The 18,582-nt window shown below is 65.1% G+C and carries 16 protein-coding genes; 8 read left to right on the top strand and 8 right to left on the bottom strand.

Annotated features, from left to right (window positions below):
• Positions 1-115: 115 nt before the first annotated feature.
• Positions 116-1,054: an N-acetyl-gamma-glutamyl-phosphate reductase gene (argC, locus tag CDE01S_RS11090; protein ID WP_066707126.1), complete on the top strand. Its 939-nt coding sequence runs from the start codon at positions 116-118 to the stop codon at positions 1,052-1,054.
• A gap of 61 nt (positions 1,055-1,115) precedes the next feature.
• On the opposite strand, the gene recX is transcribed toward argC, so the two are convergent.
• Both recX and recA read right to left on the bottom strand, forming a co-directional pair.
• Entirely contained in the window at positions 1,116-1,574 is a 459-nt protein-coding gene (gene recX, locus CDE01S_RS11085) for a recombination regulator RecX (protein WP_066707124.1), read from the bottom strand.
• A gap of 21 nt (positions 1,575-1,595) precedes the next feature.
• Entirely contained in the window at positions 1,596-2,654 is a 1,059-nt protein-coding gene (gene recA / locus CDE01S_RS11080) for a recombinase RecA (protein WP_066707121.1), read from the bottom strand.
• Between the two features lie 140 nt (positions 2,655-2,794).
• On the opposite strand from recA, the gene CDE01S_RS11075 reads away from it, so the two are divergent.
• From CDE01S_RS11075 to CDE01S_RS11065, 3 genes are all read left to right on the top strand, one after another.
• Complete coding sequence (locus CDE01S_RS11075) at positions 2,795-3,280, top strand: MarR family winged helix-turn-helix transcriptional regulator (protein ID WP_066707248.1); 486 nt, start codon at positions 2,795-2,797, stop codon at positions 3,278-3,280.
• Between the two features lie 78 nt (positions 3,281-3,358).
• The gene (locus tag CDE01S_RS11070) at positions 3,359-4,036 is read left to right on the top strand and encodes a response regulator (protein WP_066707118.1); all 678 of its coding nucleotides are present in this window, start codon (positions 3,359-3,361) and stop codon (positions 4,034-4,036) included.
• A gap of 39 nt (positions 4,037-4,075) precedes the next feature.
• On the top strand, positions 4,076-5,533 hold the full coding sequence (locus tag CDE01S_RS11065; protein WP_066707116.1) for a sensor histidine kinase: 1,458 nt from the start codon (positions 4,076-4,078) through the stop codon (positions 5,531-5,533).
• Between the two features lie 3 nt (positions 5,534-5,536).
• On the opposite strand, the gene CDE01S_RS11060 is transcribed toward CDE01S_RS11065, so the two are convergent.
• The 3 genes from CDE01S_RS11060 to CDE01S_RS11050 are packed head-to-tail and all read right to left on the bottom strand — an operon-like array spanning position 5,537 to position 7,619.
• On the bottom strand, positions 5,537-6,193 hold the full coding sequence (locus CDE01S_RS11060; protein WP_066707114.1) for a hypothetical protein: 657 nt from the start codon (positions 6,191-6,193) through the stop codon (positions 5,537-5,539).
• 15 nt (positions 6,194-6,208) lie between these two features.
• Positions 6,209-6,991 carry a biotin--[acetyl-CoA-carboxylase] ligase gene (locus tag CDE01S_RS11055; protein ID WP_066707111.1) on the bottom strand — a complete coding sequence of 261 codons (783 nt, stop codon included), beginning with the start codon at positions 6,989-6,991 and terminating at the stop codon, positions 6,209-6,211.
• A gap of 31 nt (positions 6,992-7,022) precedes the next feature.
• The gene (locus tag CDE01S_RS11050) at positions 7,023-7,619 is read right to left on the bottom strand and encodes an SET domain-containing protein (protein ID WP_066707108.1); all 597 of its coding nucleotides are present in this window, start codon (positions 7,617-7,619) and stop codon (positions 7,023-7,025) included.
• A 97-nt stretch (positions 7,620-7,716) separates the two neighbouring features.
• Between CDE01S_RS11050 and CDE01S_RS11045 the strand changes: the two genes are divergently transcribed.
• The 3 genes from CDE01S_RS11045 (at position 7,717) to CDE01S_RS11035 (ending at position 12,035) form a co-directional block, all read left to right on the top strand.
• Entirely contained in the window at positions 7,717-10,635 is a 2,919-nt protein-coding gene (locus CDE01S_RS11045) for a DNA topoisomerase III (RefSeq protein ID WP_066707105.1), read from the top strand.
• A 66-nt stretch (positions 10,636-10,701) separates the two neighbouring features.
• Complete coding sequence (locus CDE01S_RS11040; RefSeq protein WP_066707100.1) at positions 10,702-11,172, top strand: FKBP-type peptidyl-prolyl cis-trans isomerase; 471 nt, start codon at positions 10,702-10,704, stop codon at positions 11,170-11,172.
• Between the two features lie 17 nt (positions 11,173-11,189).
• Entirely contained in the window at positions 11,190-12,035 is an 846-nt protein-coding gene (locus CDE01S_RS11035; protein ID WP_066707098.1) for a protein NO VEIN domain-containing protein, read from the top strand.
• 46 nt (positions 12,036-12,081) lie between these two features.
• Here CDE01S_RS11035 and gap read toward each other — a convergent pair whose 3' ends face one another.
• Together gap and tkt are read right to left on the bottom strand one after the other, a co-directional pair.
• Positions 12,082-13,080, bottom strand: a complete 999-nt coding sequence (gene gap / locus CDE01S_RS11030) for a type I glyceraldehyde-3-phosphate dehydrogenase (RefSeq protein ID WP_066707095.1) — start codon at positions 13,078-13,080, stop codon at positions 12,082-12,084.
• A 49-nt stretch (positions 13,081-13,129) separates the two neighbouring features.
• Positions 13,130-15,142 (bottom strand): transketolase, encoded by a 2,013-nt coding sequence (gene tkt, locus CDE01S_RS11025; protein ID WP_066707092.1) that lies wholly within the window; start codon positions 15,140-15,142, stop codon positions 13,130-13,132.
• 140 nt (positions 15,143-15,282) lie between these two features.
• Here tkt and CDE01S_RS11020 point away from each other — a divergent pair, with 140 nt between their 5' ends.
• A complete protein-coding gene (locus CDE01S_RS11020; RefSeq protein ID WP_066707089.1) occupies positions 15,283-16,008 on the top strand; it encodes a nucleotidyltransferase family protein in 726 nt (241 codons plus the stop codon).
• 72 nt (positions 16,009-16,080) lie between these two features.
• On the opposite strand, the gene CDE01S_RS18660 is transcribed toward CDE01S_RS11020, so the two are convergent.
• The coding region (locus CDE01S_RS18660; protein WP_169802254.1) for a beta strand repeat-containing protein at positions 16,081-18,582 on the bottom strand (2,502 nt) is incomplete at its 5' end.

Genomic DNA, 18,582 nt, shown 5'->3' with positions numbered 1-18,582 from the left:
TGCTGAACTGGTTTATTCCGCATCGGGTGCTGGATTCAGCACAGCCTTGGAATGTATCATGTTGCTACGCACAAAAACTTACAGTTGCTGACGCATACCCCACCCCCTATCTACCATGGCCCAACACAAGGTTTTCATTGATGGCGAGGCCGGCACCACCGGCCTGCAGATCCGCGAACGGCTCCAGGCCATGCCCGAGATCGAACTCGTCAGCATCGCCCCCGAGCTGCGCAAGGATCCGGCCGCCAAGCGCGCCCTGATGGCCCAGGTGGATCTGGTGGTACTGTGCCTGCACGACGATGCCGCCATCGAGTCGGTCGCCATGATCGACAGCCTGGCGGCCAGCGGCCAGCCCGGCCCGAAAGTGATCGATGCCTCCACCGCCCACCGCACCCACCCCGATTGGGTCTTTGGTTTTCCCGAACTGGCCGCCGGCCAGCGCGAGGCCGTGGTGCAGGCCCGCCGTGTCGCCAACCCCGGCTGCTACGCCACCGGCGCCATTGCCCTGATCCGTCCGCTGGTCGATGCCGGCCTGATCCCGAAAGACTTCCCGCTCGCACTGCCCTCGGTCAGCGGCTATTCCGGCGGTGGACGCAGCATGATCGAGGCCTACGAAGCCGGCAGCGCCCCCCCCTTCGAGCTGTATGCCCTGAGCCTGAAGCACAAGCACCTGCCCGAGATCATGAAGTACACCGGGCTGACACGTCGCCCGCTGTTCATCCCCTCGGTGGCCAACTTTCGCCAGGGCATGCTGGTGCAGCTGCCACTGCACCTGGACCTGCTGCCGGGCAAGCCGAGCGCACAGGACCTGCATGACGCGCTGGCACGCCACTACGCCGGCAGCGAATGGGTGACGGTGGAGCCCGCCACGGCCGATGGCAAGCTCGATGCCGTGGCCTTGGCCGATACCAACAAGATGGAGTTGCGCGTGTTTGCCAACCACGGTGCCGACGACGGCTTCCACCATGCGGTGCTGGTGGCGCGGCTGGACAACCTGGGCAAGGGCGCCAGTGGCGCTGCCGTGCAGAACCTCAAGCTGATGCTCGGGTTGTAACCCCGGAATGCTATCTTTTTAATAGCTGTTGGCGCCTATTTGACGGCGCCAACGGCCATTTTCACTCATCATCTGGCGCGCCTGCGCCCAGCAGCACCCGGCGCACCACCTCGGCGGAAAAGCCGCGCGTCAGCAAAAAGCGCTGCTGTCGCGCCCGCTCGGCCGGACTGGCGGGAGCTGCGTTGTACTTGCGGCGCCAGACCTCGCGCGCACGCGCCAACTCGCTGTCCTTGAGCCCGGCCAGCGCCTGCTCGACCAAGGCCCGGTCCAGCCCCTTGTCCTGTAGTTCCTGGCGGATGCGCGAGGTGCCCAGCTTGGCGGCGCGCCGGTGCAGCACCGACTCCACCACACGCTGCTCGCTGATGAAGCCCTTGGCCTGCAGCTCATCGAGCGCCTGCGTCAACTCGCCCGGCGCCTGCTCGAACCGGGCCAGTTTGCGCTCCAGCTCCACCCGCGAATGCTCGCGGGTGCTCAACAGCCGCAGCGCCCGCCCCTTGAGCGAGGGTTGCTCAAATGCCATGGCCTTTGACGCATCCTGCGCTTATTCGGCCTCGGCCGCCTCGTTGATCAGGGGAATGCCCAGCGATTCGCGCACCTTGTTCTCGATCTCGTGCGCCAGCTCCGGGTTCTCGCGCAGGAACTCGCGCGCGTTGTCGCGGCCCTGGCCGATCTTCTCGCCGTTGTAGGCATACCAGGCGCCGGACTTCTCGATGATGCGCGCGTTCACGCCCATGTCGATGATCTCGCCGTGGCGGCTGATGCCCTCGCCGAACAGGATGTCGAACTCGGCGGTCTTGAACGGGGGCGAGACCTTGTTCTTCACCACCTTGACCTTGGTTTCGTTGCCGATGGCCTCATCGCCCTTCTTGATGGTGCCGGTGCGACGGATGTCCAGACGCACCGAGGCGTAGAACTTGAGCGCGTTGCCACCGGTGGTGGTTTCGGGCGAACCGAACATCACGCCGATCTTCATGCGGATCTGGTTGATGAAAATCACCGTGCAGTTGGTCTTCTTGATGGTGGCGGTGAGCTTGCGTAGCGCCTGGCTCATCAGTCGAGCCTGCAGGCCAGGCAGGCTGTCGCCCATCTCGCCTTCGATTTCCGCCTTCGGGGTGAGTGCCGCCACCGAGTCCACCACCACCAGATCGACCGCGCCGGAACGCACCAGGCTGTCGACGATCTCCAGCGCCTGCTCGCCGGTATCGGGCTGGCTGATCAACAGATCAGGCAGGTTCACACCCAGCTTCTGCGCGTACTGAACGTCGAGCGCGTGCTCGGCGTCCACGAAGGCGCAGGTGCCGCCCAGCTTCTGCATCTCGGCGATGACCTGCAGCGTCAGCGTGGTCTTGCCGGACGACTCCGGGCCGTAAATCTCGATCACGCGGCCGCGCGGCAGGCCGCCGACGCCCAGCGCGATGTCCAGCCCCAGCGAACCGGTGGAAACCACCTGGATGTCCTCGATCGACTCACCTTCGCCCAGGCGCATGATGGTGCCCTTGCCGAACTGCTTTTCGATCTGGGCCAATGCGGCTTGCAGGGCCTTGGCTTTTTCGCTGTTGGCGGCATCGGCGCGTGTGCCCTTGACGAGAGTTGCATCCATGAAAATCTCCTTGAGGTTCGGTGACTGGGTTCGTTTCATCCAGTGGTTTTAATTACAGGCTGGATGCTTGAACAGTAGTTTAAGGGGCACATACTTGCGAGTAAATAGGTTTTTTAGTCATCTTGGTTTACTATTTGCCGATGACCCAAAACCTCCCGCACCAAGCCGCTGACGCCGGTTGGCGCCAGACCCATCTGGGGCGGCTGCTGGGCCACGCCATGCGCCGTTTTGATGCCCGCGTGCTGCACCTGATGGCGCACAACGCCGAGGTGCCGCTGGCCCTCTCCAACCTGGCGGCGCGCGGCCAGGTGAGCGCCGCCCACATCCACATCACGCGTCACTTGGCACTGGAAGGCTCGCGCCTGAGTGAGCTGGCCGAGCTGGCCGGCATGAGCAAGCAGGCCATGGGCAAGCTGGTCGACCAGTGCGAAGCCTGGGGCCTGGTGACCCGCACCACCGATGCGCGCGACGGCCGCGCCAAGCGGGTGTGCTTCACCGCCGCCGGCCTGGCCTGGCTCTCCGCCTTCGAGCAGGCCGTGGTGCAGGCAGAGGCCGAACTCAAGCAGACGGTGGGCGAAGAAGTGGCCGCCGTGATCGCGCTCGGCCTGGAAGCCTACGCCGCCTGAGGCAGGTCCACACGTCAGCGCCTAAAATTGCCACAAAGACGGAGACCGCTCACGTCAACCGTCGAGAAGGAGACACGCATGCGAATTCTGATTGCCGAGGACGACCAGGTGTTGGCCGATGGCCTGCTGCGCACCCTGCGCAGTTCCGGTGCCGCCGTCAACCATGTCGCCAGTGGCACCGAGGCCGATGCCGCCCTCATGACCAACACTGAATTCGACCTGCTGATCCTGGATCTGGGCCTGCCCAAGATGCATGGCCTGGAGGTGCTGAAAAAACTGCGCGCCCGCGGCTCCGCACTGCCGGTACTGATCCTGACCGCCGCCGACAGCGTGGAAGAACGCGTCAAGGGCCTGGACTACGGTGCCGACGACTACATGGCCAAGCCCTTCAGCCTGCAGGAACTGGAAGCACGCGTACGCGCCCTGGTGCGCCGCGGCATGGGCGGCGCCAGCAGCAGCATCAAGCACGGCCCGCTGGTCTACGACCAGGCCGGCCGCGTCGCCACCATCGACGGCAAGATGGTCGAGCTGTCGGCACGCGAACTCGGCCTGCTCGAAGTGCTGCTGCAGCGCACCGGCCGCCTGGTCAGCAAGGACCAGCTGGTGGAGCGCCTGTGCGAGTGGGGTGAAGAGGTGAGCAACAACGCCATCGAGGTCTACATCCACCGCCTGCGCAAGAAGATCGAGAAAGGACCGATCCGCATCGCCACCGTGCGCGGCCTCGGCTACTGTCTTGAGAAGATTCCAAACGCCTGAGCATTCAGGCGACGCCCGCCCCAACCTGACGCCTTCAACGTGAAACTTTTCCAGCGCGAGCAGCGCTCGCTGTTTGGCGAAATCCTCGACTGGATGCTCACGCCGCTGCTGCTGCTGTGGCCAATCAGCCTGGTGCTGACCTGGCTGGTGGCGCAGAGCATCGCCGGCAAGCCGTTCGATCGTGCGCTGGAGTACAACGTCAACGCCCTGGCCCAGCTGATCACGGTCAAGCAGCAGCACGTGCAGTTCAACCTGCCACTGCCGGCGCGCGAGTTGCTGCGGGCCGACGATGCCGACACCGTCTACTACCAGGTGCTCGGCACCCGTGGCGAATACCTCAGCGGCGAACGCGACTTCCCGCTGCCGCCGGAGGACGAACCGGTGGCGCCGGGCGAAGTCCGCCTGCGCGACGACGAGTTCCACGGCCTGGACATCAAGGTCGCCTACATGTGGGTGCCGCTCAACCTGCCGGGCAACAAGATGGCCCTGGTGCAGGTGGCCGAGACACTGGACAAGCGCTCGGTGCTGGCGCTCGAGATCATCAAGGGCGTCATGCTGCCGCAGTTCGTCACCCTGCCGCTGGCGGTGCTGCTGGTCTGGCTGGCGCTGGTGCAGGCCATCAAGCCGCTGCACCGGCTGGAAGAACGCATCCGCGCCCGCAAGCCGGACGACCTCAGCCCGCTGGACGCCCAGACCGTGCCGCTGGAGGTAGCGCCGCTGGTGGCCTCCGTCAACGACCTGCTGCTGCGGCTGAAGGACTCGATCGCCACGCAAAAGCGCTTCCTGGCCGATGCCGCTCACCAGCTCAAGACGCCGCTGGCCGGCCTGCGCATGCAGGCCGACCTGGCGCAGCGCGAGAGCACCAGCACCGACGAGTTGAAGCAGTCGCTGCGGCAGATCGGCCGCGCCAGCATCCGCGCCACCCACACCGTCAACCAGCTGCTGGCCCTGGCCCGCGCCGAGGGCGGCAATGCCACCACCCACCGCCAGCCCTGCGATCTGGCACGCCTCACCATGGACGTGGTGCGCGACTGCGTGCCGCGCGCCATGGACAAGCACATCGACCTCGGCTTTGAAGGCGCGCAGCCCGGCACGCCCGGCATCACGCTGGAGGGCAACCCGACCCTGCTCAAGGAACTGGTGCGCAACCTGCTGGACAACGCCATCAACTACACGCCCTCCAGCCCCGAGAAGCCCGGCGTCATCACGGCACGCGTGCTGGCCGACCCTTTCGGCAAGGTGGCCCTGCTGCAGGTGGAGGACTCCGGCCCCGGCATCCCGCAGGCGGAACGCGAACTGGTGTTCCAGCCCTTCTACCGCGCGCTGGGCGTGGAAGCCGATGGCTCGGGCCTGGGCCTGCCGATTGCGCAGGAGATCGCCCACCAGCACCGCGCCACCATCACCGTGGAAGAGACGCGGCCCGGCCAGGTGCCGCCGGGCGCACGCTTCAACGTGCGCTTCAACCTCGGCGACCCGCTGCAGGAGCAGGGCGCCTGAGACTCACTTGCAGCTGCGCAGCGGCTTGCCGGCCAAGGCGGGCTTGACCTCGTCCAGCCGCGCACGCAGAGCCTCGTCGGCCGCCGGTATCTTAAGCAGGCTGCCGCGGACCTCGGCGCGCTCCTGCACCACGCGCGCCGTGCGCACGCCGCGCCGGCTCAATGCGGTCAGCTCCTCGTTGGCCGCGGCCTGCGTCGTGAAACCACCGAGCGACAGGCCAGGCTCCAGTTCGGGATTGGTCAGCGGCTCGAAGCGCAGATTGAGATTGGCCAGCTCCGCACGCTTGCGGGCCAGGATCTCGGCATTTGGGTAACGGCCCATGTAGACGATCCAGCGCGCCGGCTCGACCGCCGCATCCAGCAGCCAGGAGCCCGGCGGCAGGGTGCCTTCCAGTGCTTTGCGCAAGGCCAGCACCTGCGCCTCGTCAAACAAGCCCGCCTGCAGACATTCCGGCGCCTTGGCTGCCGCAGAGGCCGCCGGCTCGGCGCGGCGCACCTCGTCGGGCGACAGGATGCGGATGGCCTCGGGGCGGATCTGCTGCGCCAGGCGCTGCGGTTCCGATTGCCGGGCCGGCGCAAACCCGTAGTCGCGCAGCAGGTCATGGGACCAGGCGTAGTAGAGGCTGTTGAGCAGCACCAGCACCAGGACAAGAAGTCGCATGCGTTCGAACAGGATTCAGGTGGCAGGACGGACGCTGACCTCGGAGCTGTTGACCCGGACCAGTCCCGCCGAAGTATGCACCAGCAAGGCGCCCGTGCCGTCCACCCCTTGCGCCACCCCTTGGGTGCCGTCACTCAGGCTCACGGTGCGATTGGCCAGCGCATCGCGCCGCAGAAAGGCCTCCCGGAACGGCGCAAAACCCTGTACCTCAAAACGCCGGACCGCCTGCACCAGCGGGGCCGCCACCCGCAGCAGTGCGGCTGGGGCATCAATGCCGGGCTCCAGTTCCTGCAGCCAGGCCGGCGGCGTAGCCAGACCCGTGGCCGCGCGCGGCGCCACGTTGATGCCGATGCCAATCACGGCGTAGCGCGTGGCGGCATTGTTCGCGGTCTCGATCAGGATGCCGGCCAGCTTACGGTCGTGCAGCCAGACGTCGTTGGGCCATTTGAGCTGCAGACCAGGGTGCAGGCTCTGGGCCACGCTCACGCCCACGGCCAGCGACAAGCCGGACCAGTCCGCCATCTGCAGCGGCAGGCCCAGGGAAAAGGTCAGGGTAGCGCCGACATCGGCGGGCGTGGCGCCCTGCCAGGCTCGCCCCAGACGACCGCGACCGGCGCTCTGGGTCTCGGCCACCAGCAGCACCGGCTCGGTCTGTCCGGCACGGGCACGGCGCATCAGCTCGGTGTTGGTGGAATCGATGCTCGGCAGCACCTCGACCGTGAAGCCGGGCAGGGTGGGCGCCACGGCTTCCCAGATCGCCTCGGCCGGCCACTGCAAGACACGTCCGCTGGATTTCATCGCACCCGCCTTGTCGCCATGCTTGTGGCCTTCAGCGCTTGTCGCCCTTGGCTTTGGATTTCTTGGCCTGGCCCTTTTCGGCCTTGACCTTGCCCACTTTGTCTTTTTTCGCCTTGTCCTTCTTTTTCTTGTCTTTCTTCTTGGACTTCTTCACCTCGTCGTCCTTCGGCGCCAGCAGGGTGCCGCGGCAGTTCTTGCTGCCGCACCAGCAGGGGTATTCGGCCTTGAGCTTCTTGGTGTAGGGCTCGTCAATGATCAGGCCGTAGTCGTAGTTCAGTTCCTCGCCAGCCTTGATGTTGCGCAGTGCCTTGATGAAGACGCGCCCCTCCACTTCGTCGGCCTCGCAGTTCGGATCGCAGGAGTGGTTGATCCAGCGCGAGGAGTTGCCGCCATGCTTGGCATCGATCACATGGTCTTCGTCCACATGGAAGTAGAAGGTGTGGTTCGGGTCCTTCGGGTCGTGCGGATGGCGGCGCTGTGCCTCGTCCCAGGAAATCACCTCGCCCACGTACTCGATGATGGTCTCGCCTTCGGCGAGGTCCTGCACGGCAAACACTCCCTTGCCATGGACGCCGGAACGGCGGGTCTGAATGCGGCGGCTGGGATTTGCGGGGGCTTGTTTGGACACGGCTGAAAAATTTGGTAAGGTGAATCCGTATGGGCGCGCGCGTGTGCGCGCTCACGTGCATGCGCGTACGCGCACGCGAGAACTGGATTGTAGTCAGATGAAAACACTGGTCATTGCCGAGAAACCTTCCGTCGCCCAAGACATCGTGCGTGCCCTCACGCCGGTGGCAGGCAAGTTCGAGAAGCACGACGAGTATTTCGAGAGCGACAGCTACGTCGTCTCCAGCGCCGTGGGCCACCTGGTGGAGATCCAGGCGCCAGAGCAGTACGACGTCAAGCGTGGCAAGTGGAGCTTTGCCCACCTGCCGGTGATTCCGCCGCACTTCGACCTCAAGCCGGTGGACAAGACCAAGACGCGCCTGAACGCCGTGGTGAAACTGGCCAAGCGCAAAGACGTCGACAAGATCGTGAATGCCTGCGACGCGGGCCGCGAGGGGGAGCTGATCTTCCGCCTGATCGAGCAGTACGCCGGCGGCAGCAAACCGCTGGGCAAGCCGGTCAGCCGCCTGTGGCTGCAGAGCATGACGCCGCAGGCCATCCGCGACGGCTTCAATGCCCTGCGCACAGACAAGCAGATGCAGCCGCTGGCCGACGCCGCGCGCAGCCGCTCCGAGGCCGACTGGCTGGTCGGCATCAACGGCACGCGCGCCATGACCGCCTTCAACTCGCGCGACGGCGGCTTTTTCCTCACCACCGTCGGCCGGGTGCAGACGCCCACGCTGGCCGTGGTGGTGGAACGCGAAGAAAAAATCCGCAAGTTCGTCAGCCGCGACTACTGGGAAGTGCACGCCACCTTCGGCGCACAGGCGGGCGAATACGCCGGCAAGTGGTTCGACCCGAAATGGAAAAAACCGGCCGCCGTGGAAGGCACAGAGCCCGACGCCGAACAGAAGGCCGACCGCGTCTGGTCTGCCCGGGAGGCGCAGGCCATTGCCGATGCCGTACGTGGCCAAAGCGCCACCGTCAGCGAGGAAAGCAAACCCACCACCCAGGCCTCGCCGGCGCTGTTTGACCTGACCAGCCTGCAGCGCGAGGCCAACGGCAAGTTCGGCTTTTCCGCCAAGACCACGCTGTCGCTGGCACAAAGCCTGTACGAGCGCCACAAGGCACTCACCTACCCGCGTACCGATTCGCGCCACCTGCCCGAGGACTACCTGCCCGTGGTGAAGGACACTTTCGGCATGCTGGCCGACTCCGGCATGAAACACCTGGCACCGCACGCGCTCACGGCGCTGAACAACAACTACATCAAGCCCAGCAAGCGCATCTTTGACAACGCCAAGGTCAGCGACCACTTTGCCATCATCCCGACGCTGCAGGCGCCCAGCGGCCTGAGTGATGCCGAGCAGAAGCTGTACGACCTGGTGGTGCGCCGTTTCATGGCGGTGTTCTTCCCCAGCGCCGAGTACCAGGTGACCACCCGCATCACCACGGCCGCCAACCACGCCTTTAAGAGCGAGGGCAAGGTGCTGGTCAAGCCGGGCTGGCTGGCCATCTACGGCAAGGAAGCCCAGGACGAAACGAAAGAGGGCGAAGACAGCGGCAAGACCCTGGTGGCCGTGCAGCCGGGCGAGCGCGTGCAGACCGAACAGGTCGAGCCGAAGGGCCTGAAGACGCGACCGCCGGCACGCTACTCCGAAGCCACGCTGCTGGGTGCCATGGAAGGCGCCGGCAAGCTGGTGGAAGACGACGAGCTGCGCGAAGCCATGCAGGAAAAAGGCCTGGGCACGCCAGCCACCCGCTCCAGCATCATCGAAGGGCTGATCGCCGAGAAATACATGCTGCGCGAAGGGCGCGAACTGATTCCCACCGCCAAGGCCTTCCAGCTCATGACGCTGCTGCGCGGCTTGGGTGTGGAAGAACTCTCCAAGCCCGAGCTGACCGGCGAGTGGGAGTACAAACTGGCCGAGATGGAGCATGGCCGCCTCTCGCGCGACGAATTCATGCGCGAGATCGCCGAGATGACCGAGCACATCGTCAAGAAGGCCAAGGAATACGACCGCGACACCGTGCCGGGCGACTACGCCACGCTCACGACACCGTGCCCGAACTGCGGCGGCGTGGTGAAGGAAAACTACCGCCGTTACGCCTGCACCGGACAGGACGGCAACAGCGAAGGCTGCGGCTTCTCCTTCGGCAAGACACCCGCCGGCCGCACCTTCGAGGTGGCGGAGGTGGAGCAGTTCCTGCGCGACAAGCGCATCGGCCCGCTGGACGGCTTCCGCTCCAAGGCCGGCTGGCCCTTCACGGCCGAGATCGCGCTCAAGTACAACGAGGACGAGAAGAACTGGAAGCTGGAGTTCGACTTCGGCAACGAAGACGAGTCCGAAACCGGCGAACTGGTGGATTTCTCGGCCAAGGAATCGCTCGGCACCTGCCCCAAGTGCGGCGGCGCGGTGTACGAGCACGGCAAGAACTACGTCTGTGAAAAATCGGTGCCGACCCTGGCGCAGGCCACGCCCAGCTGCGACTTCAAGAGCGGCCAGATCATCCTGCAGCAACCCATCGAGCGCGAGCAGATGACCAAGCTGCTGGCCACCGGCAAGACCGACCTGCTCGACAAGTTCGTCTCCATGCGCACACGCCGCCCCTTCAAGGCCATGCTGGCCTGGGACGCCGAGGCCGGCAAGGTGAACTTCGAGTTCGCACCCAGCAAATTCCCGCCGCGCAAGCCCTCGGCCAAGACCAGCGCCAAAGCCGCCCCGGCCGCCAAAAAGGCGCCGGCGAAAAAAGCGGCTGCGAAGAAAGCACCGGCCAAGAGCGCGGCCCCAAAGGCACCACGCAAACCGGCCGCCGGCAAGGCCCCGAGCGCCGCACTGGCCGCCGTCATCGGCAACGAGCCAGTGGCGCGCACCGAGGTGGTCAAGAAGCTGTGGGACTACATCAAGGCCAATGGCCTGCAGGACGCGACCAACAAGCGCGCCATCAATGCCGACGCCAAGCTGTTGCCGGTGTTCGGCAAACCGCAGGTCACCATGTTCGAGCTGGCCGGCATCGTCGGCAAGCATCTTGGATAGCTATCAAAATCATAGCTACAGGCGCTTTTTTAACGAGGGCTACACCCCTATTTGATTCATATTTTTATGCAGATCAGCAAAAACTCCGTCGTCACCATCCGCTACAGCGTCGCCGACGCACAAGGCAAACCGCTCGAATCGGGTGAGCAGGCCTACCTGCACGGCGGCTACGGCAACACCTTCCCCAAGCTGGAAGCCGCCCTGGAAGGGCAGGCCGCCGGCTACAGCACCAACCTCGTGCTGCAACCCGAAGAAGCCTTCGGTGTGCGCGACGAAGGCCTGGTGCGCACCATCCCGAAGAGCGAGTTCCCGCCCGGCGTGAAGGTTGGCGGCCAGCTGCGCGGCATGACCGACGACGGCCGCGAGCAGGTGTTCAACGTGGTCAAGATCAAGGGCCCGCAGGTGCTGCTCGACGGCAACCACCCGCACGCTGGCAAGGTGCTGCGCTTCGCGCTCAAGGTGCTGGAGGTGCGTGCTGCCACGCCGGAAGAAGTGACCCATGGCCATGCGCATGGGGCGCACGGGCATCATCACTAAGCCAGACCCCGGCCGTCATGAGCAGCACTGACTGGAGCCGGGTCGAGGTCGAGGTCATCGTCGCTGACTACCTGTCGATGTTGGCCTCAGAGCTTGCCGGCACGCCGTACAACAAGACGGCACATCGACGGGCGCTCAAGCCTTTGTTGCAAGGTCGCTCGGACTCTTCCATCGAGTTCAAGCACGCAAACATCAGCGCTGCACTGCTGGATGCCGGCTTTCCCTATATCAATGGCTACAAACCTCTTCCCAACTATCAGTCACTCCTGGCCGAGGTCTTGGCTGAACGGCTCGATAAAACGCCTGACTTGCTCACGCTGGCTGCCACCGACGTCGACCGTCCCATCGTTGTGCCGGAAGTCGAGGATATCCTCGCAGCCCTGACCGAGCGGCCCCAACCTCGCCCAGCGCCACACAAAATCTCCGAGCCCTCTGTTCCCATCATTCGATTGCCCACCAATTACATTGAGCGCGAAGCACGGAACCGCTCCTTGGGCAATGCTGGCGAGTTGTTTGTGCTGAACTTCGAGCGCGCCCGCCTGATCCACGCAGGCAAAGAAAACCTGGCCGCGAAGATCGAACACACGGCCAAGGTGCACGGCGACCACGCCGGCTACGACATTCTTTCGTTCGAAGATTCGGGTGTCGAGCGCCTGATCGAGGTGAAGACGACGAAGTACGGCGTGGACACACCTTTCTTCGTAACGCGCAATGAAGTTGCTACCTCGGAGCGCCACGCCTCGCAGTACCAGCTCTACCGCTTGTTCGCATTCCGGCAAGCGCCAAGGCTTTACACCTTGCCCGGCGCTATCGGCCACACGTGTAGGTTGTCGGCTGCGACCTTCCTCGCCGCCCCCAAGTAAAAAACGCGCCCGAAGGCGCGTTTTTCGTGAGCGGTCAGCGAAGAGCTTACTTCGCCACCACGCGCACCATCTCCAGGCACTTGTTGGAGTAGCCCCACTCGTTGTCGTACCAGCTCACGACCTTGATGAAGGTCTTGTCCAGCGCAATGCCGGCGTCGGCATCGAACACCGAGGTGCAGGTCTCGCCGCGGAAGTCGGTGGCCACCACCTTGTCTTCGGTGTAACCCAGAATGCCTTTGAGCGCGCCCTGGCTCTGGGCCTTCATCTCGGCGCAGATTTCCTCGTAGCTGGCTTCCTTGTTGAGTTCCACCGTCAGGTCGACCACCGAGACGTCGGAGGTCGGCACGCGGAAGGACATGCCGGTGAGCTTCTTGTTGAGCTCAGGAATCACCACGCCCACGGCCTTGGCGGCACCAGTGGAGGAGGGGATGATGTTTTCCAGGATGCCGCGGCCGCCGCGCCAGTCTTTGTTGGACGGGCCGTCCACGGTCTTCTGGGTGGCGGTGGCGGCGTGCACGGTGGTCATGAGGCCGCGCTTGATGCCCCACTTGTCGTTCAGCACCTTGGCCACGGGAGCCAAGCAGTTGGTGGTGCAGCTGGCGTTGCTGATGATGGCTTGGCCGGCATAGGTCTTGTCGTTCACGCCGAAGACGAACATGGGGGTGTCGTCTTTGGAGGGAGCAGAGATGATGACCTTCTTGGCGCCAGCGGCCAGGTGCTTGCCGGCACCGTCCTTGTCCAGGAACAGGCCGGTGGACTCGATGACGATGTCGGCACCGACTTCGTTCCACTTCAGGTTGGCCGGATCGCGCTCTTGGGTCAGGCGGATCTTCTTGCCGTTGACGATCAGGGTGTTGCCGTCCACGCTGACCTCGCCCTTGAAACGACCGTGCACGCTGTCGTACTGGAGCATGTAGGCCAGGTACTCGGGCTCGAGCAGGTCGTTGATGCCAACGATCTCGATGTCCTTGAAGTTCTGCACGGCAGAGCGCAGCACGTTGCGGCCGATGCGGCCAAAACCGTTGATACCTACTTTGATCGTCATGATGGGCTCTTTCAAGAAAAGTTAAAAAACAAACCTGGTTCCAAATTCATTACTTCGCCAGCACCGCCTGCACGGTTTCCGCGACGTTCTCGGGCGTGAAGCCGAAGTGCTTGAACAGCACCGGCGCCGGGGCCGACTCGCCGTAGCTGTCGATGCCGACCACGGCGGCACAGCCGTATTTCCACCAGCCTTCGGTCACGCCCATCTCGACCGCGATGCGCGGCAGATTGGCGGGCAGCACAGCCGTCTTATAGGCCGCGGTCTGCTTGTCAAACGTGGTGGTGCTGGGCATGGAAACCACGCGCACGGCGATCTTCTTGGCCGCCAGCAGCTCCTGCGCCTTCAACGCCAGCTGCACTTCGGAGCCGGTGGCGATGATGACGGCGCGCGCCTTGGCCTTCAGGCCCACGTCAGTCGGCTCGGACAGCACATAGGCGCCGCCGCTGATGTCGCCCAGGTCCTTCTTGGGCGCGTAGGGCAGATTCTGGCGGCTCAGCAGCAGCGCGGTCGGCTTGGTTGCGTTCTGCAGCGCCACGGCCCAGGCCACGGTGGTTTCGGCGGTGTCGGCCGGGCGCCAGACATCGAGGTTGGGGATCAGGCGCAGGCTGGCGGCGTGCTCGACCGACTGGTGCGTCGGACCGTCTTCGCCCAAGCCGATGGAGTCGTGTGTGAACACGTGCACCACACGCTGTTTCATCAGCGCGGCCATGCGGATGGCATTGCGGCTGTAGTCGCTGAAGGTCAGGAAAGTGCCGCCATAGGGAATGAAACCGCCATGCAGCGCAATGCCGTTCATGATGGTGGCCATGCCGAACTCGCGCACGCCGTAGTTGATGTGGCGCCCGCCATTGGACTCGCCCGCCTGGTTGAAGCGCAGGTTGGGCGTGTGGCTGGTGTTGGTGAGGTTGGAGCCGGTCAGGTCGGCCGAGCCGCCCAGCATCTCAGGCAAGGCGGCGGTGAAGGCTTCCAGCGCCAGCTGCGAGGCTTTGCGCGAGGCCACGGTCTCGGCCTTGGTATGGGCAGCAATCGCCGCATCCACGGCCACCTGGGCAAACTGCTTGGGCAGCTCGCCGGCCATGCGGCGCTTGAACTCGGCGGCCAGCTCGGGGTAGGCGGCCTTGTAGGCGGCGAACTTGGCGTCCCAGGCGGCTTCCTGCGACAGGCCGCGGGTCTTGGCGTTCCAGTCGTCGTACACGGCTTGCGGAATGACAAAGGGCGGGTGCTCCCAGCCCAGCGCTTCGCGCGTGAGTTTGATTTCTTCGGCACCGAGCGGCTCGCCGTGGGCCTTGGCGGTGTCGGCGCGGTTCGGGCTGCCCTTGCCGATAGAGGTCTTGCAGATGATCAGTGTCGGCTTCTCGGCCGAGTTCTTGGCATCAGCAATGGCGCGCGAGACGGCGGCGGCATCGTGGCCGTCGACCGGGCCGATCACGTTCCAGCCATAGGCGACAAAACGCAGCGCCGTGTTGTCGGTGAACCAGGGCGTGACCTGGCCATCGATCGAGATGCCGTTGTCGTCGTACAGGGCGATCAGCTTGTTGAGCTTCCAGGCGGCGGCCAAGGACGCCGCTTCGTGGCTGATGCCTTCCATCATGCAACCGTCACCCAGGAACACATAGGTGCGATGGTCAACCACGGTATGGCCGTCGCGGTTGAATTCCTTGGCCAGCAGCTTCTCGGCCAGCGCCATGCCGACGGCGTTGGTCACGCCCTGGCCCAGCGGGCCGGTGGTGGTTTCCACGCCCGGGGTCAGGCCCACTTCGGGGTGGCCGGCGGTCTTGCTGTGCAGCTGGCGGAAGTTCTGCAGCTCCTTCATCGGCAGCGGGTAGCCGGTGAGGTGCAGCAGCGCGTACAGCAGCATGGAGCCGTGACCGTTGGAGAGCACAAAGCGGTCGCGGTCGGCCCAGTGCGGGTTGGCCGGGTTGTGGCGCAGGTGCTCGCCCCACAGCGCCACCGCCATGTCGGCCATGCCCATGGGGGCGCCGGGGTGTCCGGAGTTGGCTTGTTGCACTGCATCCATTGCCAGCGCGCGAATCGCGTTGGCCATTTGTTGGGTATTTGCCATGAAGGGGACCGCTCCGGAAGAGGTATCAGGGGAAACCCGTTATTTTACCGGGGCCTTTCACCGGACCCCGGCCCGGGGTCACTGCACGGCGGCAATCGTCTAAAGTGCGGCCTGTGCAACACCCCACTTCCATCCACGCCATGGTGCTGGCTGCGGGCCGCGGCGAGCGCATGCGCCCCCTGACCGACACCACACCCAAACCCCTGCTGCCCGTCCGCGGCAAACCACTGCTGCAGTGGCATGTGGATGCGCTGGCGCGCGACGGCTTTACCAACATCGTCATCAACACCGCCTGGCTGGGTGAGCAGATTCCAAGTCATTTCGGCCCGCAGCCCTTGTCAGATATGCGCCAGCCGCTATCAATTTCATACTCGCATGAAGGACGGGACTTCGGTAGCGCGCTGGAAACGGCCGGCGGCATCGTGCGTGCGCTGCCGCTGCTGAGCGATGTGTTCTGGGTCCTGGCGGGGGATGTGTTCGCACCCGACTTCGTCTTTTCGCCGGACGCCGTGCAGCGCTTTGCTGCCAGCAATAAACTGGCCCACCTCTGGCTGGTGCCGAATCCGGCCCATAACCCGAAAGGCGACTTCGGGCTGGCGCCCGACCCGGACCACCCGGGCCGGCAATTGGCGCTGAACCAGGCCGAGGTGAAATACACCTACAGCACCATCGGCTTGTACCGGCGCGAATTGTTCGAATTGCCATGGTGCGAGGTGCCGGTCGGCAACCCGCAAGGCGTGAAAACCGCGCTGGCGCCGCTGCTGCGCCGGGCCATGGAAACCGGTCGCGTCAGTGCCGAGCTCTATACCGGCGCCTGGACCGACGTCGGCACGCCCGAGCGTCTGGCCGAACTCAACGCCGCTTGAAACGAGGCTGAACAAGGCGTTCAGTTCAAGTCGGGCCTGTTGAAGATGCGCTTCTGAGTCCCGGAGAAGGTATCACAGAAGCGGGCGTTTGTTGCTTTGATGGCTGCTGGCCGGCCGGGCATCCTCCTGTTCAGCATTCGGACGCAAGGGCAACGCACCCGCGTCAGCGCCCGGACCGGCCGGCGCCAGTGACCGGCGCGCACCGGCGGCCGTCGCCGGCAGGGCTGACAGATCGAACAACGACAACGGCCAGAAGCCCAGGCCCAGTGTGGCGTCCTCGTTCCCGGCCGGCGTTGTGGCTGCCGAGGCCACACCCCAGTCGCCGTCGCCCCCGCGCACGATGGCCACCAGCGGCCCGCCGGTGGTCGCAGTGCTGGCGACCGGCACCGCCATGGCGGCGGTGAATGTATCTGTCGGCAACGGCTGCTTGCTGGCGACGGAGGACAGGTCGGTGATGCTGGCGCGCGTCGTGGCCGTGCGCTTGGCCAGGATGTAGTTGCCCGCCGCCGCGCCGCCGAGGGTGATGTCGGAGATGGTCACGATCTTGTTGGCGCCCACCGAGGGAGTGTCAAAGTTGCCGGTCGCACTGGCCACGCTCAGCACGTCACCGGCCACGATGCCGCTGAAGGTGGCGCCTGCAGGGTTGAGCGTGGCGCTGGTGGTGCCGTCCACCGGCTTGTTGTTGGCCGTGATGCCGCTCACCTCACTGATGGTGGCCGGCGTGATTTTCATGGTGCCGTGGTTGAGCACCAGGGTGTAGTTTTCCTTGTTGGCAGCGGCGGCCGTCACCGCCACATCCCCCACCGACGTGTTGTACACGGCCGTGGTGCTGCGCGTCACGCCCACGCTGGCCTCGGTATCGCCGTCGATGAAGCCGCTGGCCGTGCCGCTGAACACCGGGTTGGCCTGACCGTAAACCCGCGTCGTGTTGTCCGTTGTAATGGTCAGCGTAGGTGCCACGCGGTAGAGGAACATGTTGCCGCTTCCACCGGGCAGGTGGTTGGCGTCGCTGTTGTAGCGTTTGCTGTAACCGCTGACGCCCTCCAGCGTAAGACTTGGGTCACCGCTGTACACCAGATAACGTCCCGCCGTGGCCTGGATGCCATTCGCACCAACGTTGTTGATCAGCTGCCCACCACTGGCCGTTCCAGCCGCGTTGGAGCTGCCGGCCTTGAGTACCACCGCGTCACCGCTGCCAGCCGCTGTTACGGCGGCGTTGAGCGTCAGGTTGGATGCCGGGCCTGTGGTCTCGATGCGGGCGCTGCCGCTGGTCGTGACGCCAGTCACGCCTACCGTACCGACCGTCAGCGCGCCCGACTGGCTGTAGTCCACGCTGCCGGTGGAAGCAGCCAGCGTGTTCACCGCATTGCCGGAATGACGCAGGGTGTAGGCGCCACCGGTGCCAGTGAGAGCCAGACCATTGGCTGCGATCGCGCCGCTTTGCGTGACCGCACCACCGGCTGCCAGCGTGGCATTGCCGGTAGTGGCCAGCGCAGCAATGTCCACGCCATTGGTATCGGTGTATTGCAGCGCACCCGCTGCGTTGGCCGTGTCGCCGGCATTGCGTGCGCGCAGGTCCACGCTGGCCACGTCGTTGCCGCTGTTGCTCAGCGTGATGCCCGCCGTGCTGGCCGAAACGGTCTTGACTTTCAGCGTACCGGCCGTGATGTTGCCGGTACTGGCGGTCTGGGTGACGTTGCCCGTGGCCACCAGATCCAGCGTGCCGCCACCCAGGTTGGAGCCGCTGCTGCCCACGCCCAGGTTGATGGCACCGGTGCGCACGAAGGCGTTGCCGTTGCCTGTGGTGTTGACGCTCAGGTTGGTCGCCGCCACGTCGATGCCGTTGCTGCTGTTGCTGCCGATCTGGCCGTTCGCATTGAGCGTCACGTTGGTGGCGGTGATGGTCTGCACGCCGCTGTCGGTGATGGCGCCGGCATTGAGCGTCAAGGTCTTGCCCGCGAGGTTGATGGCCGACCCGATGGTCAGCACACCGGTACTGGCCGTGTCTCCGATGACGAGAGGGCCAGTCGCGCCCGTGCCGATGGCCGTCAGCTCGGTGGTGGAAATGTCAAAGGCCGAACTGCCCCCCAGCGACATGGCCTGGGCGGTCGACTTGGTCTTGATCGTCAGCGTACCGCTGGTGCTCAGCGCGTTGTTGCCGGTGTTGGTGCCAATGGCCACGGCATCCGCCGTCACCGTGATGTTGCCGCTGCCGGCGGTCACGTCGATGTTGGCGTTTTGTGCGTAGGTGCCGGTGCCGGCATCCAGCGCCACGGTGTTGTTGGTCGTCGTCACATTGTTTGCCAACGTGAACCCGTTGCCCGCCGTCAGCGCAATCGCACCGCCCGTGCCGGCGGGTTGACCCACGCCGTTGCCGCCGATGGCACTGATGGCGCCGGCAACGTTGAGTGCGCCGCTGGAGCTGACGCTCACCGTGCCGCCATTGCCACCCGCACCCAGCGTGCTGGCGTTGCTGCCACTGGCCGTGATGGCAGCTGTCGTGACACCCGCGCCACTCAAGGCGACGCTACCCGCCTTGCGCCCGTTGGCGGTGCCGGTGGCCACGCCGCCACT

Origin of the sequence: Curvibacter delicatus NBRC 14919, from assembly GCF_001592265.1 — a bacterium.
GTDB lineage: Bacteria > Pseudomonadota > Gammaproteobacteria > Burkholderiales > Burkholderiaceae_C > Hylemonella > Hylemonella delicata.
Note: the sequence above shows the minus strand (reverse complement) of the source record. Positions and strands in the feature narration are given on the sequence as shown.

Coding starts and splice junctions, on each gene's coding strand:
- argC (WP_066707126.1), top strand. CDS start 116: ATGGCCCAACACAAGGTTTTCATTGATGGCGAGGCCGGCACCACCGGC.
- recX (WP_066707124.1), bottom strand. CDS start 1,574: ATGGCATTTGAGCAACCCTCGCTCAAGGGGCGGGCGCTGCGGCTGTTG.
- recA (WP_066707121.1), bottom strand. CDS start 2,654: ATGGATGCAACTCTCGTCAAGGGCACACGCGCCGATGCCGCCAACAGC.
- CDE01S_RS11075 (WP_066707248.1), top strand. CDS start 2,795: ATGACCCAAAACCTCCCGCACCAAGCCGCTGACGCCGGTTGGCGCCAG.
- CDE01S_RS11070 (WP_066707118.1), top strand. CDS start 3,359: ATGCGAATTCTGATTGCCGAGGACGACCAGGTGTTGGCCGATGGCCTG.
- CDE01S_RS11060 (WP_066707114.1), bottom strand. CDS start 6,193: ATGCGACTTCTTGTCCTGGTGCTGGTGCTGCTCAACAGCCTCTACTAC.
- CDE01S_RS11055 (WP_066707111.1), bottom strand. CDS start 6,991: ATGAAATCCAGCGGACGTGTCTTGCAGTGGCCGGCCGAGGCGATCTGG.
- CDE01S_RS11045 (WP_066707105.1), top strand. CDS start 7,717: ATGAAAACACTGGTCATTGCCGAGAAACCTTCCGTCGCCCAAGACATC.
- CDE01S_RS11040 (WP_066707100.1), top strand. CDS start 10,702: ATGCAGATCAGCAAAAACTCCGTCGTCACCATCCGCTACAGCGTCGCC.
- CDE01S_RS11035 (WP_066707098.1), top strand. CDS start 11,190: ATGAGCAGCACTGACTGGAGCCGGGTCGAGGTCGAGGTCATCGTCGCT.
- gap (WP_066707095.1), bottom strand. CDS start 13,080: ATGACGATCAAAGTAGGTATCAACGGTTTTGGCCGCATCGGCCGCAAC.
- tkt (WP_066707092.1), bottom strand. CDS start 15,142: ATGGCAAATACCCAACAAATGGCCAACGCGATTCGCGCGCTGGCAATG.
- CDE01S_RS11020 (WP_066707089.1), top strand. CDS start 15,283: ATGGTGCTGGCTGCGGGCCGCGGCGAGCGCATGCGCCCCCTGACCGAC.